This window comes from Pseudomonas sp. HP_08, from assembly GCF_055284095.1.
In genome coordinates, this window is record NZ_JBTOQC010000002.1 from 32,581 (window position 1) to 47,137 (window position 14,557).

Annotated in this window: 13 protein-coding genes; 9 read left to right on the top strand and 4 right to left on the bottom strand. The window is 60.8% G+C overall.

Annotated elements, in window-relative coordinates:
• Window positions 1–156 precede the first annotated feature (156 nt).
• Entirely contained in the window at window positions 157–1,413 is a 1,257-nt protein-coding gene (gene icd / locus ACYAS9_RS03170; protein WP_463566864.1) for an NADP-dependent isocitrate dehydrogenase, read from the top strand.
• Window positions 1,414–1,520: 107 nt separating this feature from the next.
• Here icd and cspD read toward each other — a convergent pair whose 3' ends face one another.
• Entirely contained in the window at window positions 1,521–1,790 is a 270-nt protein-coding gene (gene cspD / locus ACYAS9_RS03175) for a cold shock domain-containing protein CspD (RefSeq protein WP_463566865.1), read from the bottom strand.
• 238 nt (window positions 1,791–2,028) lie between these two features.
• Here cspD and clpS point away from each other — a divergent pair, with 238 nt between their 5' ends.
• Window positions 2,029–2,403, top strand: a complete 375-nt coding sequence (clpS, locus tag ACYAS9_RS03180) for an ATP-dependent Clp protease adapter ClpS (protein WP_463566866.1) — start codon at window positions 2,029–2,031, stop codon at window positions 2,401–2,403.
• Between the two features lie 30 nt (window positions 2,404–2,433).
• A complete protein-coding gene (clpA, locus tag ACYAS9_RS03185) occupies window positions 2,434–4,707 on the top strand; it encodes an ATP-dependent Clp protease ATP-binding subunit ClpA (RefSeq protein ID WP_463566867.1) in 2,274 nt (757 codons plus the stop codon).
• Between the two features lie 109 nt (window positions 4,708–4,816).
• On the opposite strand, the gene infA is transcribed toward clpA, so the two are convergent.
• The 3 genes from infA to aat form a co-directional block, all read right to left on the bottom strand.
• Window positions 4,817–5,035 carry a translation initiation factor IF-1 gene (infA, locus tag ACYAS9_RS03190; protein ID WP_002553999.1) on the bottom strand — a complete coding sequence of 73 codons (219 nt, stop codon included), beginning with the start codon at window positions 5,033–5,035 and terminating at the stop codon, window positions 4,817–4,819.
• Between the two features lie 101 nt (window positions 5,036–5,136).
• A complete protein-coding gene (locus tag ACYAS9_RS03195; protein WP_463566868.1) occupies window positions 5,137–5,844 on the bottom strand; it encodes an arginyltransferase in 708 nt (235 codons plus the stop codon).
• 47 nt (window positions 5,845–5,891) lie between these two features.
• The gene (gene aat / locus ACYAS9_RS03200; protein WP_463566869.1) at window positions 5,892–6,581 is read right to left on the bottom strand and encodes a leucyl/phenylalanyl-tRNA--protein transferase; all 690 of its coding nucleotides are present in this window, start codon (window positions 6,579–6,581) and stop codon (window positions 5,892–5,894) included.
• A 288-nt stretch (window positions 6,582–6,869) separates the two neighbouring features.
• On the opposite strand from aat, the gene ACYAS9_RS03205 reads away from it, so the two are divergent.
• From ACYAS9_RS03205 to cysG, 6 genes are all read left to right on the top strand, one after another.
• Window positions 6,870–9,389, top strand: coding sequence for a DNA translocase FtsK (locus ACYAS9_RS03205; RefSeq protein ID WP_463566870.1), 2,520 nt, complete (start codon window positions 6,870–6,872; stop codon window positions 9,387–9,389).
• 74 nt (window positions 9,390–9,463) lie between these two features.
• Window positions 9,464–10,087: an outer membrane lipoprotein periplasmic chaperone LolA gene (lolA, locus tag ACYAS9_RS03210; RefSeq protein ID WP_463566871.1), complete on the top strand. Its 624-nt coding sequence runs from the start codon at window positions 9,464–9,466 to the stop codon at window positions 10,085–10,087.
• Window positions 10,088–10,106: 19 nt separating this feature from the next.
• Entirely contained in the window at window positions 10,107–11,432 is a 1,326-nt protein-coding gene (locus ACYAS9_RS03215) for a replication-associated recombination protein A (protein WP_463566872.1), read from the top strand.
• Window positions 11,429–11,803, top strand: coding sequence for a fluoride efflux transporter CrcB (gene crcB / locus ACYAS9_RS03220; protein WP_459744914.1), 375 nt, complete (start codon window positions 11,429–11,431; stop codon window positions 11,801–11,803). Before ACYAS9_RS03215 ends, crcB begins: the two co-directional genes overlap by 4 nt.
• A 16-nt stretch (window positions 11,804–11,819) precedes the next feature.
• Window positions 11,820–13,100 carry a serine--tRNA ligase gene (gene serS / locus ACYAS9_RS03225; protein ID WP_463566873.1) on the top strand — a complete coding sequence of 427 codons (1,281 nt, stop codon included), beginning with the start codon at window positions 11,820–11,822 and terminating at the stop codon, window positions 13,098–13,100.
• Window positions 13,101–14,495: a siroheme synthase CysG gene (gene cysG / locus ACYAS9_RS03230; RefSeq protein WP_463566874.1), complete on the top strand. Its 1,395-nt coding sequence runs from the start codon at window positions 13,101–13,103 to the stop codon at window positions 14,493–14,495.
• Window positions 14,496–14,557 lie beyond the last annotated feature (62 nt).

The following is a 14,557-nucleotide window of genomic DNA, read 5'->3' on the forward strand; positions in this document are numbered from 1 at the left end:
CATTGGTCGAACGCAAGCGCTCTGGATCAATGCTTTCGACGATTTTCAAAAGTCTTCGCGCCGTGCTGTCCAAAGGCCGGGTTTGCGGGCATGGGTGGGCGTGACTAGGCTTGATAGCGGTCAGGCTGTCCAATCAAACGTGTATTGGAGCTCAGCATGCAATATAAGCACATCACGATCCCTGCCACTGGCGAGCGGATCACCCTCAACCCCGATCACTCCCTGAATGTCCCCGACCAGCCGATCATTCCTTATATGGAGGGCGATGGCATCGGCGTGGATATTACCCCCGTCATGCTCAAGGTAGTGGATGCCGCTGTCGAAAAAGCTTACGGCGGCGCGCGAAGAATCGCCTGGATGGAAGTCTATGTCGGCGAAAAGGCCACTCAGGTCTACGGCCCGGATACTTGGTTACCCGATGAAACCCTGGAAGCGGTCAGGCGCTATGTCGTCTCGATCAAGGGGCCGCTGACCACGCCGGTCGGTGGCGGTATTCGTTCTCTGAATGTTGCCTTGCGCCAGCAACTGGATCTGTACGTGTGCCTGCGCCCGGTGCGCTGGTTTGCCGGAGTGCCCAGTCCGGTCATTCGCCCCGATGAAGTCGACATGGTCATCTTTCGGGAAAACTCCGAGGATATTTATGCCGGCATCGAATGGCAGGCAGGTTCGCCCGAGGCCGACAGGTTGATCCGCTTTTTAAAGGAAGAAATGGGCGTGAGCCGGCTGCGTTTCGAGCAGGACTGCGGAATCGGCATCAAGCCGGTGTCGCGCGAAGGCACGACACGCCTGGTGCGCAAGGCCTTGCAGTATGCGGTGGATCACGATCGTCAGTCGGTGACCATCGTGCACAAGGGCAACATCATGAAATACACCGAAGGTGCCTTCAAGGAGTGGGCTTATGAGGTCGCGTCTGCGGAGTTCGGCGCCACGTTGCTCGATGCCGGGCCGTGGATGCGTTTTACCAGTCCGAAGACCGGTCGAGAGATCATCGTCAAGGATGTGATCGCCGATGCGATGCTGCAACAGATCCTGTTGCGGCCTGCCGAATACGATGTGATCGCTACCCTGAATCTCAATGGCGATTACCTTTCCGATGCCCTGGCGGCGCAAGTGGGCGGTATCGGTATCGCGCCAGGCGCCAATCTGGCCGATGAAGTGGCCATGTTCGAGGCAACCCATGGCACGGCGCCGCGTTATGCGGGCAAGGATCAGGTCAATCCGGGGTCATTGATTCTGTCGGCAGAAATGATGCTGCGGCACATGGGGTGGGACGAGGCGGCAGGATTGCTCATCAACGGCATTCAGGGCGCGATTGCGGCCAGGACAGTGACCTATGATTTCGAGCGCTTGATGAAAGGGGCGACGCGGGTGTCATGTTCGGGCTTCGGTGAAGCGGTGATTGCCCATATGTAGCGCCTGGCAATTTTTGCAGATGCCCCGAGGCCAGAGGGCCGGTTCAGTCAGCTGAACCGGCCCTCTGGCTATCTGGTGTGACGGGTGTTGGTGGTGGTTCGCCTCATTCAGGCTGGCACATTAGAGGTTTTCTGGACTGCGCTCGACGTTTCAACCGGTTTGACGGCACTGACGGTAGCGGGCGAAATGCTGACTGCGTGCAGGCCCTTGGGCCCCTGAATAATCTCAAAATTCACCGGCTGACCAGCCTTGAGTGTTTTGTAACCTTCCATGTTGATGGCTGAATAATGGGCGAACAGATCTTCATCCCGACCGTCGGCAAGGATAAATCCATAGCCTTTTGCATTATTGAACCACTTGACTTTACCACTGAGCATAGCCATATCCCTCTGCAAAGGACTCCGTCTGGAGTATCATCCACCTCAATCCGCCTGACCGAGAAAAAATTTTGGTTGACTGCGCGGACCCTTTTTACCCAATGTGGGCTCTATTGTTTGTAACACCGTTTAGCTGATAGTCAAGGTCATGCGGCAGTCCATGTGATGAAAACAGGTTGGGCGGCGGCCAATAGCTATCAGTTCAATCCGACCTTCTCGAAATGAACGTTCTTTTCCCATGCATGCAACCAGCAAGATTCGACTAACCTTCAGTCAGGATGGTCCTCGGTCAAACGAGGATGCGCACGAGGATGACGCGTCGGGCGTAGCGTTACAGGACGCAAAACCGACTCTGCAGGCGCCACCGATGTATAAGGTGGTTTTGTTTAACGATGATTACACTCCGATGGATTTCGTTGTCGAAGTACTGGAGGTGTTTTTCAACCTGAATCGTGAGCTGGCCACCAAGATCATGCTGGCCGTCCATACAGAGGGACGGGCAGTCTGCGGATTGTTTACCCGCGACATCGCCGAGACCAAGGCCACGCAGGTCAACCAATACGCCAGGGAGAGCCAGCATCCGCTACTCTGTGAGATCGAGAAGGACGGTTAAACGCCGACCACTTGGGTATGAGGTGAAGCTATGTTAAACCGTGAGCTCGAAGTCACCCTCAATCTGGCCTTCAAGGAAGCGCGCTCGAAGCGTCATGAATTCATGACCGTCGAACACCTTCTGCTGGCTTTATTGGACAACGAGGCTGCAGCCACTGTCTTGCGTGCCTGCGGCGCAAACCTCGATAAGCTCAAGCGTGATCTGCAGGAGTTCATCGACTCCACCACTCCACTGATCCCGGTTCATGACGAGGATCGTGAAACCCAGCCAACGCTCGGGTTCCAGCGCGTGCTGCAACGCGCCGTATTCCATGTGCAAAGCTCCGGCAAGCGCGAAGTCACCGGTGCCAACGTGCTGGTAGCAATCTTCAGCGAACAGGAAAGCCAGGCCGTATTTCTGCTCAAGCAGCAGAGCGTGGCCCGGATCGATGTCGTCAACTACATTGCCCACGGAATCTCCAAGGTTCCAGGGCACGGCGAACACTCTTCCGAAGGTGAGCAAGATATGCAGGACGACGAGGGCGGTGAGGCTTCTTCCTCAGGCAATCCTCTGGATGCCTATGCCAGCAACCTGAACGAGCAGGCGCGTCAGGGGCGTATCGACCCCCTGGTGGGCCGCGAGTCCGAGGTTGAGCGCGTCGCGCAGATCCTTGCTCGTCGTCGCAAGAACAACCCTCTGCTGGTCGGTGAGGCCGGTGTCGGCAAGACCGCCATCGCCGAAGGCCTGGCCAAGCGTATCGTCGACAACCAGGTGCCGGATCTGCTGGCCAGCAGCGTCGTCTACTCGCTGGACCTGGGCGCATTGCTGGCGGGCACCAAGTACCGTGGCGATTTCGAGAAGCGCTTCAAGGCGCTGCTCAATGAACTGCGCAAACGTCCCCATGCCATCCTGTTCATCGACGAGATCCATACCATCATCGGTGCCGGTGCTGCGTCCGGTGGCGTCATGGACGCCTCCAACCTGCTCAAGCCGCTGCTGTCGTCGGGTGATATCCGTTGCATTGGCTCGACCACCTTCCAGGAATTTCGCGGCATCTTCGAGAAAGACCGTGCCCTGGCGCGTCGCTTCCAGAAGGTCGATGTCTCCGAGCCGTCGGTGGAAGACACCATTGGCATCCTGAGAGGGCTCAAGGGTCGTTTCGAACAGCACCACAACATCGAGTACAGCGACGAGGCGTTGCGTGCGGCGGCCGAGCTGGCCTCGCGCTATATCAATGACCGTCACATGCCCGACAAGGCCATCGATGTGATCGACGAGGCGGGCGCCTACCAGCGTCTGCAGCCGGTCGAGAAGCGTGTCAAACGCATCGAAGTGCTGCATGTCGAAGACATCGTGGCCAAGATCGCGCGTATTCCGCCTAAACACGTCAACAGCTCCGACAAGGAACTGCTGCGTAACCTGGAGCGCGACCTCAAGCTCACCGTCTTTGGTCAGGATGCAGCCATTGACTCGCTGTCCACGGCCATCAAGCTGTCGCGTGCCGGGCTCAAGTCGCCCGACAAGCCTGTCGGTTCGTTCCTGTTTGCAGGCCCGACCGGCGTCGGCAAGACCGAAGCGGCTCGCCAGCTGGCCAAGGCGCTGGGTGTCGAGCTGGTGCGTTTCGACATGTCCGAGTACATGGAGCGTCACACTGTATCGCGGCTGATCGGTGCGCCTCCGGGCTATGTCGGCTTCGATCAGGGTGGTCTGCTGACTGAGGCCATCACCAAGCAGCCGCATTGCGTGTTGCTGCTCGACGAGATCGAGAAGGCGCATCCCGAGGTCTTCAACCTGCTGCTGCAGGTCATGGACCACGGTACGCTGACCGACAACAATGGTCGCAAGGCGGACTTCCGCAACGTGATCCTGATCATGACCACCAACGCTGGTGCCGAAACCGCTTCGCGGGCTTCGATTGGCTTTACTCACCAGGATCACTCCTCCGATGCCATGGAAGTGATCAAGAAAAGCTTCACGCCTGAGTTCCGTAACCGTCTGGACACCATTATCCAGTTCGGCCGCCTCAGTCACGAAGTCATCAAGAGTGTGGTGGACAAGTTCCTCACCGAGCTGCAGGCGCAACTGGAGGACAAGCGCGTTCTGCTCGAAGTCTCCGATGCGGCGCGCAGCTGGCTGGCGCAGGGTGGCTACGACGCGGCGATGGGAGCCAGGCCGATGGCGCGCCTGATCCAGGACCGCATCAAGCGCCCGCTGGCAGAAGAGATTCTGTTCGGCGAGCTGTCAGAGCATGGTGGCGTGGTGCATATCGACATCAAGGATGGCGAGATCACCTTCGACTACGAGACCACCGCAGAAATGGCCTGATGCTGTATGGCCCGCCTCGCAAGGGGCGGGTCGCAGGCGCTTGCAAAGGCAATCTGCAGAAACGACAAAGCCCGGCAATGCCGGGCTTTGTTGTCTAAAGCGTGCGTACTTAACGAGCGCGGTAGGTGATGCGCCCTTTGCTCAGGTCGTAAGGCGTCAGTTCAACGCGCACCTTGTCGCCGGTCAAAATACGGATGTAGTTTTTGCGCATCTTGCCGGAGATGTGCGCAGTTACGACGTGCCCATTTTCCAACTCCACGCGAAACATGGTGTTGGGCAGGGTGTCGACGACAGTGCCTTCCATTTCGAAGCTGTCTTCTTTCGACATGCAGTAAAGCCCTCGGGTTTCAAATGAGTGGCCCGGTGCAAGTGGCGCCAGGCAAAAGCGGCGTGCATTGTGCCCGAAAAATGCCTGTTACGCCAAGGACTTCAATACAGAGTGACCCATCTTTGATTGGTGAGCAGCTCAATGGGGCGATATTGGGTCTTGTAATTCATCTTTTTGCAGTTTTTTATCCAGTAACCCAGGTACACCGCATGCAGATTCAAGCGGGCGGTCTCGGCGATTTGCCAGAGGATGGCATAGCGACCCAGGCTGCGGCGTTCTTCGTTGGGTTCGTAGAAGGTGTACACCGCCGAAAGACCGTTGGGCAGCATGTCGGTGGCGGCGATGGCCAGCAGGCGGCCTTCGGCACGAAACTCGTAAAAGCGTGAAAACGGCAGGTCACGCACCAGAAAAGTAATGAACTGGTCGCGACTGGGCGGAAACATGTCGCCGTCGGCGTGGCGCTGCTCGATATAGCGCTGGTACAGGTCGAAATATTCCTGGGTGAACGTCGGCTTGACGCTGCGCACCTGCAAGTCTGCATTGCGCTTGATGATGCGCTTCTGCTGCCGGTCTGGCACAAACAGGTCTACCGGGATGCGCGCCGCAATGCAGGCGCTGCAATTCTGGCAGTGCGGCCGATACAAATGATCGCCACTGCGGCGAAACCCCATGTCCGACAGGTCGGCATACACCTGCACATCCATAGGCTGACTGGGATCCAGGAACAAGGTGGTGGCTTGTTCATCGGGCAAGTAGCTGCAGGCGTGGGGTTGAGTGGCATAAAACTTTAGCCGTGCCAGCTCGGTCATGGTTGCCCCCGTTATATAAACCGTTACCAAGAGTGTAAGCCAGCCTGTCAAACTCGCCTAGGCAACCAGTCGGCGTTATTTTTGACATCGAGGTGCCTGCGCAGGTACTCGGCAAAGTCCTGGCGGGCAATCGAACGTGCTCCCAGGCTTTGCAGGTGCTGGGTCGGCATCTGGCAATCGATCAGCACAAAGCCCCAGGCCTTGAGGCGCTCCACCAGAGTCGCAAAGCCGACCTTGGAGGCATTGTCGGCGCGGCTGAACATCGATTCGCCGAAAAACAGCTGCCCCATGGCCAGGCCATACAGGCCGCCGACCAGCGCATCGCCGTCCCAGACCTCCACGCTGTGGGCGTGGCCTTGCTCATGCAGTCGCCGATAAGCGTCCTGCATTTGCCGGGTGATCCAGGTTTCCTGCGCATAGCTGCGTGGCTCGGCGCAGGCCTGGATGACGGCGGCAAAATCCTGATCGAACGTCACCCGGTAACGCTGCTGGCGCAATAGCTTGCCCAGGCTGCGCGACACATGCAGTTCTTCAGGAAACAGCACGGTGCGCGGGTCGGGCGACCACCACAGAATGGGCTGCCCATCCTGAAACCATGGAAAGCAGCCATGCCGATAAGCCCGTACCAGGCGTTCTGCCGACAGATCGCCGCCGGCGGCCAGCAGCCCGTCGGGCTCGCGCAGGGCCTTGTTCAGGGGCGGAAAATCCAGGCTGTTGCGTTGTAACCAGGTCAACATGGCGTCAGGGTTCCTCGCAAGGGAAGGGGAGGGCAGTGCCGCCTGTGCAACTCTATACCGCAAAGACGGTCACAAGCAGGCCATTCTGGATGGGTTGTACGTCATAAGCCTTTGTCACGAAAGAGAATGCATGCTCAAATTAGGCCTTCTCGGCGGTACTTGAAGATGCCTGACAGACTCGCAGGCAGGCAAAGCCGTACAATGCCCACTTTGCGCGTTATCATTCAAGTCGCCGTTCGTGGTCGTTCATTAGAGTTGTTCGCGCGCTTGCGCAGGAAATAAAGCGTTTTGAAGAAATCCACACCAGCACCCGCAGCTGTACCCCTCTGGCGGCAGCAGTTGCATTATCGGCTCAAGGAAGGGGCATTGATCGCCTTCGGTTTCCTGTGCCTGTATCTGATGATGTCGTTGCTGACCTACGACCAGAGCGATCCCGGCTGGAGCCATACCAGCAGCAATGCCACCGAGGTGCAGAACGCGGCGGGCCGCGCGGGCGCCTTCAGTGCCGACATCCTGTTCATGGTCCTGGGCTATTTCGCCTACATCTTCCCCTTGCTGCTGGCCATCAAGGCCTGGCAGGTCTTCCGCCAGCGGCACGAGCCGTGGCAGTGGAGTGGCTGGCTGTTTTCCTGGCGCACCATCGGTCTTGTGTTTCTGGTGCTGGCGGGCGCTGCGCTGGCGCACCTGCATTTTCATTTTGCCGCAGGCTTTCCGGGTTCCGCCGGTGGCGTACTGGGCGAAGTGCTGGGCGACCTGGCCAAGCGGGCACTGAACATCCAGGGCAGCACCCTGTTGTTCATTGCCCTGTTTCTGTTTGGCCTGACCGTGTTTACCGACCTGTCGTGGTTCAAGGTCATGGACATGACCGGCAAGATCACGCTGGACCTGTTCGAGTTGCTGCAAGGTGCGGTCAGCCGCTGGTGGGCCGCGCGCGTCGAGCGCAAGCAAATGGTCGCCAAGCTGCGCGAAGCCGACCTGCGCGAGGCCGTGCGTGCGCCGGTGGTCGCCGAGCGCCGTGAGCCGCAAGTCAAGCCGCGCGACAAGGTCTTTGAGCGCGAGCAGCCGGTCAGCCGTCCCGTGCCTCCGGTGTCGATGCCTGCGGCGGCGCCACCGGTGCCTGCTGCGGTCATTGCGCCTGGCATTGCTGCTGTGGCTGCCCCGTCACTGGCCAAGCCTGCGCCGGCTGCGCAAGAGCTGCCCGTCGAGCGCGCCAAGCCTGCGCCGGCAATCATCCCGCCGGCACCGCCCAAGCCGCTGGAGCCGGCACCGCGTCCGGCGCCTGCGCCGTCGTTCATCGACAGTGCGGTGGCGGGCACGCTGCCGCCGCTGTCGATTCTCGACCCGGTCGAAAAGAAGCCGCTCAACTACTCGCCGGAATCGCTGGACGCGGTCGGCAAGCTGCTGGAAATCAAGCTCAAGGAATTCGGCGTCGAGGTCTCGGTGGATTCCATCCATCCGGGCCCGGTGATCACCCGTTACGAAATCCAGCCGGCCGCCGGCGTCAAGGTCAGCCGCATCGCCAACCTGGCCAAGGACGTTGCCCGTTCGCTGGCGGTGACCAGCGTGCGGGTGGTCGAGGTGATTCCCGGCAAGACCACGGTGGGTATCGAGATTCCCAACGATGACCGGCAAATGGTGCGCTTCTCCGAAGTGCTGTCCTCGCCCGAATTCGAAGCGGCCAAGTCACCGGTGCCGCTGGCGCTGGGGCATGACATCGGCGGGCGTCCGGTCATCACCGATCTTGCCAAGATGCCGCACTTGCTGGTCGCCGGTACCACCGGTTCCGGTAAGTCGGTGGGCGTCAACGCCATGATCCTGTCGATCCTGTTCAAGTCAGGCCCGGAAGACGCGCGCCTGATCATGATCGACCCGAAAATGCTCGAACTGTCGATCTACGAAGGCATTCCACACCTGCTGTGCCCGGTAGTGACCGACATGAAGGACGCCGCCAACGCCTTGCGCTGGAGCGTCGCCGAGATGGAACGGCGCTACAAGCTGATGGCGGCCATGGGCGTGCGTAACCTGGCCGGCTTCAACCGCAAGGTCAAGGACGCCGAGGAGGCGGGCACACCGCTGGGCGACCCGCTGTATCGCCGTGAAAGCATTCATGACGAAGCGCCGCTGCTCAAGACCCTGCCGACCATCGTGGTGGTGGTGGATGAATTCGCCGACATGATGATGATCGTCGGCAAGAAGGTCGAAGAGCTGATTGCCCGGATCGCCCAGAAAGCCCGGGCCGCCGGTATTCACTTGATCCTCGCCACCCAGCGTCCGTCGGTGGATGTGATCACCGGCCTGATCAAGGCCAACATTCCAACCCGCATGGCCTTCCAGGTGTCGAGCAAGATCGACTCGCGGACCATCATCGACCAGGGCGGCGCCGAGCAATTGCTCGGCCACGGCGACATGCTCTACATGCCGCCAGGCACCAGCCTGCCGATTCGGGTACACGGCGCCTTCGTGTCCGACGAAGAAGTGCACCGGGTCGTCGAAGCCTGGAAAATGCGTGGCAGTCCAGACTACAACGACGATATTCTGGCCGGCGTCGAAGAGGCCGGCAGCGGCTTCGAGAACGGCGGTGGCGGTGAGGGCGGCGACGACAGCGAAAGCGATGCGTTGTACGACGAGGCGGTCAGGTTCGTGCTCGAAAGCCGCCGTGCATCGATTTCTGCGGTACAGCGCAAGCTCAAGATCGGCTACAACCGCGCTGCCCGAATGATCGAGTCGATGGAAAACGCAGGCGTCGTCACCCCGATGAACACCAATGGTTCACGTGAGGTCATCGCGCCGGCTCCGATGCGCGATTGATGATTGAATGTTTACAACACCGACAGCGTGCTGGTCACGCTGTCGCTATTTCAGCGAATCCAATGAGGAATCCCATGCGTCTTATCCGCATGTTACTGGCCACTGCTCTGACCTTCTCCACCGTGGCGGCGCATGCCGACAGCAAGGACGTGGCACGCCTGACCCAATTGCTGGAAAAATCCCAGACCCTGACCGGGCGCTTCTCGCAGATGACCCTGGACGGCAGCGGCACCCAGTTGCAGGAAACCACCGGTGAAATGACCTTGCAGCGTCCTGGCCTGTTCAACTGGCACACCGATGCGCCGCAGGAACAACTGATGGTCTCCGACGGCAAGAAAGTCTCGCTGTGGGACCCGGACCTGCAACAAGTCACGATCAAGACCCTGGATCAGCGCCTGACCCAGACCCCGGCGCTGCTGCTGTCGGGCGATGTGTCGAAGATCAGTGAAAGCTTTGACATCACCGCCAAGGAAGCCGGCGGCGTGCTTGACTTCACCCTCAAGCCCAAGAGCAAGGACACGCTGTTCGACAACCTGCGCCTGTCGTTTCGCAATGGCCTGATCAACGACATGCAACTGGTTGATAACGTCGGCCAGCGCACCAATATCCTGTTTACCGGGGTCAAGGCCAACGAGCCGGTCCCGGCCGGCAAGTTCCAGTTCCAGGTGCCTAAGGGCGCGGACGTCATTCAGGAATAAGAGGCTTTTACCCAGGACCATGGACCTGTTCAGTCGTGAACCCATCGCTCAGCCCCTGGCCGCCCGCTTGCGGGCGACCAATCTGGACGAGTACGTCGGCCAGGAGCATGTGCTGGCCCACGGCAAGCCCCTGCGCGAAGCACTGGAACAGGGCGCGCTGCACTCGATGATCTTCTGGGGCCCGCCGGGAGTGGGCAAGACCACCCTGGCCCGGCTGCTGGCCAAGGTGTCCGATGCGCACTTCGAAACCGTCTCGGCAGTGCTGGCCGGCGTCAAGGAAATCCGTCAGGCCGTCGAGATCGCCAAGCAGCAAGCGGCGCAATACGGCCGGCGCACCATCCTGTTCGTCGACGAAGTGCACCGCTTCAACAAGTCCCAGCAAGATGCCTTTCTGCCCTATGTCGAGGACGGCACGCTGATTTTTATCGGCGCGACCACCGAAAACCCCTCGTTCGAACTCAACAACGCCTTGCTCTCCAGGGCGCGCGTCTATGTGCTGAAAAGCCTCGACGAAGCTGCGCTGCGCAAGCTGGTGCAACGTGCGCTCAGCGAAGACCGTGGCCTGGGCCAGCGTCATCTGCGCCTGAGCGATGAAGGTTTTGTCACCCTGATGGCGGCTGCCGATGGCGATGGCCGGCGCATGCTCAACCTGCTGGAAAATGCCTCGGACCTCGCCGAAGACGGTAGCGAGATCGACAACGAACTGCTGCAAAGCCTGCTGGGCGACAGCCGGCGGCGTTTCGACAAGGGCGGCGAGGCGTTCTACGACCAGATCTCGGCGCTGCACAAATCAATTCGGGGCTCCAACCCCGATGCCGCGCTGTACTGGTTTGCACGCATGATCGACGGTGGTTGCGACCCGTTGTACCTGGCGCGCCGCGTGGTGCGCATGGCCAGCGAAGACATCGGTAACGCCGACCCGCGCGCCTTGCCGCTGTGCATGTCGGCCTGGGATGTCCAGGAGCGGCTGGGCAGCCCGGAAGGCGAACTGGCCGTGGCCCAGGCCATCGTTTATCTGGCCTGCGCGCCGAAAAGCAACGCGGTGTACATGGCCTTCAAGGCGGCGATGCGCGATGTGGCCGAAAACGGCTCGATGGAAGTGCCGCTGCACCTGCGCAACGCGCCCACCAAGCTGATGAAACAACTGGGTTACGGTGAAGAATACCGCTACGCCCACGACGAACCTGACGCCTATGCGGCTGGCGAAGACTACTTTCCCGATGAACTTGAGCCGCGCCAGTACTACGAGCCGGTGCCTCGCGGCCTGGAACTGAAAATCGGCGAAAAGCTGCGTCATCTGCACGCACTGGACGCTGCCAGCCCCCGGCAGCGGAGAAAGTCGTGATTCAGACCATTCTTGCGGTGTCGATTGCCGGCATCGCTGGTACATTATTGCGCTTCGCAACCGGCAACTGGGTCAGCGCCCACTGGCCGCGGCACTTTTATACAGCCACTCTGGCGGTCAATCTGGTCGGCTGCCTGATCATCGGCGTGCTGTATGGCCTGTTTCTGATTCGTCCGGAAGTGCCGATCGAGATTCGCGCCGGCCTGATCGTCGGTTTTGTAGGGGGTCTGACGACCTTTTCATCCTTTTCACTGGATACGCTGCGCCTGCTTGAAAGCGGGCAGGTACCGCTAGCCTTCGGCTATGCCGGTATCAGCGTGTTTGGCGGCCTGCTCGCAACCTGGGTGGGCCTGACTTTGACCCGACTTTGATAGACGAGAGAACGATATGCTCGATTCCAAACTGCTGCGTACCCACCTTCAGGACGTAGCGGATCGCCTGGCGTCCCGTGGTTTCACCCTGGATGTAGCCCGTATTGAAGCGCTTGAAGCCAAGCGCAAGGTTGTCCAGACCCAGACCGAACAGCTGCAGGCCGAGCGTAATGCCCGTTCCAAATCAATCGGTCAGGCCAAGCAACGTGGCGAAGACATCGCACCGCTGATGGCCGATGTCGAGCGCATGGGCACCGAGCTGAGCGACGGCAAGGTCGAACTGGACAATATCCAGGCCGAGCTGGACAGCTTGCTGCTGACCATCCCCAACCTGCCGGACGCTTCGGTGCCGGTCGGCGAAGACGAAGACGGCAACGTTGAAGTGCGCCGCTGGGGCACGCCAACCGCCTTTGAGTTCCCGGTTCAGGACCATGTGGCGCTGGGCGAGAAGTTCGGCTGGCTGGACTTCGAAACCGCCGCCAAGCTGTCCGGTGCCCGTTTCGCCCTGCTGCGCGGGCCGATTGCCCGTCTGCACCGCGCGCTGGCGCAGTTCATGATCAACCTGCACATCAACGAGCACGGCTACGAGGAAACCTACACCCCGTACCTGGTGCAGGCGCCTGCCTTGCAAGGCACCGGCCAGCTGCCGAAGTTCGAAGAAGACCTGTTCAAGATCAGCCGCGACGGCGAAGCCGACCTGTACCTGATCCCGACCGCCGAAGTGTCGCTGACCAACATCGTTTCCGGCCAGATCCTCGATGCCAGACAGCTGCCGCTCAAGTTCGTCGCCCACACGCCGTGCTTCCGCAGCGAAGCCGGTGCTTCGGGTCGTGACACCCGCGGCATGATCCGCCAGCACCAGTTCGACAAGGTCGAGATGGTCAAGGTCGTTGCACCCGAGCAATCGATGGAAGAACTCGAATCGCTGACCGCCAACGCCGAGCGCGTTCTGCAATTGCTCGAACTGCCGTACCGTGTTCTGGCGCTGTGCACCGGCGACATGGGCTTCAGCGCGGTCAAGACCTATGACCTTGAAGTCTGGGTGCCGAGCCAGGACAAATACCGTGAAATCTCCTCGTGCTCCAACTGCGGTGATTTCCAGGCGCGCCGCATGCAGGCCCGCTGGCGCAACCCGGAAACCGGCAAGCCTGAACTGGTGCACACCCTGAACGGTTCGGGTCTGGCCGTCGGTCGTACCCTGGTTGCCGTGCTGGAAAACTACCAGCAGGCTGACGGTTCGATCCGTGTACCTGAAGTCCTGAAGCCGTACATGGGCGGCCTTGAGGTCATCGGCTAAATGGAATTTCTGCCACTGTTTCACAACCTGCGTGGCGGCTGGGTGCTGGTGGTCGGCGGCGGTGAGATTGCCTTGCGCAAATCGCGCCTGCTGGCCGACGCCGGTGCGCTGTTGCGGGTGGTTACGCCTGAGATCGAGCCCCAGTTGCGCGAGCTGGCCGAGCGCAGTGGTGCCGATATTCGCCTGCGCGGCTATGAGCCGGGCGATCTGGACGGCTGCGTGCTGGTCATCGCCGCCACCGACGACGAACCACTCAACGCGCAAGTCTCCAGGGACGCCCGCCAGCGCGGCATGCCGGTCAACGTGGTCGACGCGCCCGCGCTGTGCAGCGTGATCTTCCCGGCCATCGTCGATCGCTCGCCGCTGGTGATTGCCGTGTCCAGCGGCGGCGATGCGCCGGTGCTGGCGCGGCTGATCCGCGCCAAGCTGGAAACCTGGATTCCTTCGACTTACGGGCAACTGGCGGGCCTGGCCGCGCGTTTTCGCCATCAGGTCAAACAGCTCTACCCGGATGTCCAGCAACGCCGGGCGTTCTGGGAAGAGGTGTTTCAAGGCCCGATTGCCGACCGGCAACTGGCCGGGCAGGGCGCCGAAGCCGAGCGCCTGCTGCGCGCCAAGGTTGACGGCGCACCGCCGCATGCGCCCGGTGAGGTGTATCTGGTCGGCGCCGGTCCCGGTGATCCGGACCTGCTGACCTTTCGCGCCCTGCGCCTGATGCAGCAGGCCGACGTGGTGCTTTACGACCGCCTGGTCGCCCCGGCGATCCTCGAGCTGTGCCGGCGAGATGCCGAGCGCATCTACGTCGGCAAGCGCCGCAGCGAGCATGCACTGCCGCAAGAGCAGATCAACAAGCAACTGGTGGACCTGGCCAAACAAGGCAAGCGAGTCGTGCGCCTTAAAGGCGGCGACCCGTTTATCTTTGGTCGCGGTGGCGAAGAGATCGAAGAACTGGCGGCCCACGGCATCCCGTTCCAGGTCGTACCCGGCATCACCGCCGCCAGCGGCTGCGCGGCCTACGCCGGGATTCCGCTGACCCATCGTGACTACGCGCAATCGGTGCGTTTCATCACCGGGCACCTCAAGGACGGCACCACCGATCTGCCCTGGCAAGACCTGGTCGCGCCGGCGCAGACTCTGGTGTTCTACATGGGTTTGGTGGGGCTGCCGACCATTTGCGAGCAACTGATCGCTCATGGCCGTGCTGCCGACACCCCGGCGGCACTGGTCCAGCAGGGCACCACGGTCAACCAGCGGGTCTTCACCGGCACGCTGGCCGACCTGCCGACACTGGTCGCCGAGCACGAAGTGCATGCACCGACACTGGTCATCGTCGGCGAAGTGGTCGTACTACGTGAAAAACTGGCCTGGTTCGAAGGGGCACAGGGTTCGCTCTGAACCCCGTGTAGGTGCACGCTTGCCCGCGACTGAGCGCGAAGCGCTCACAGAAATGTGTGAAA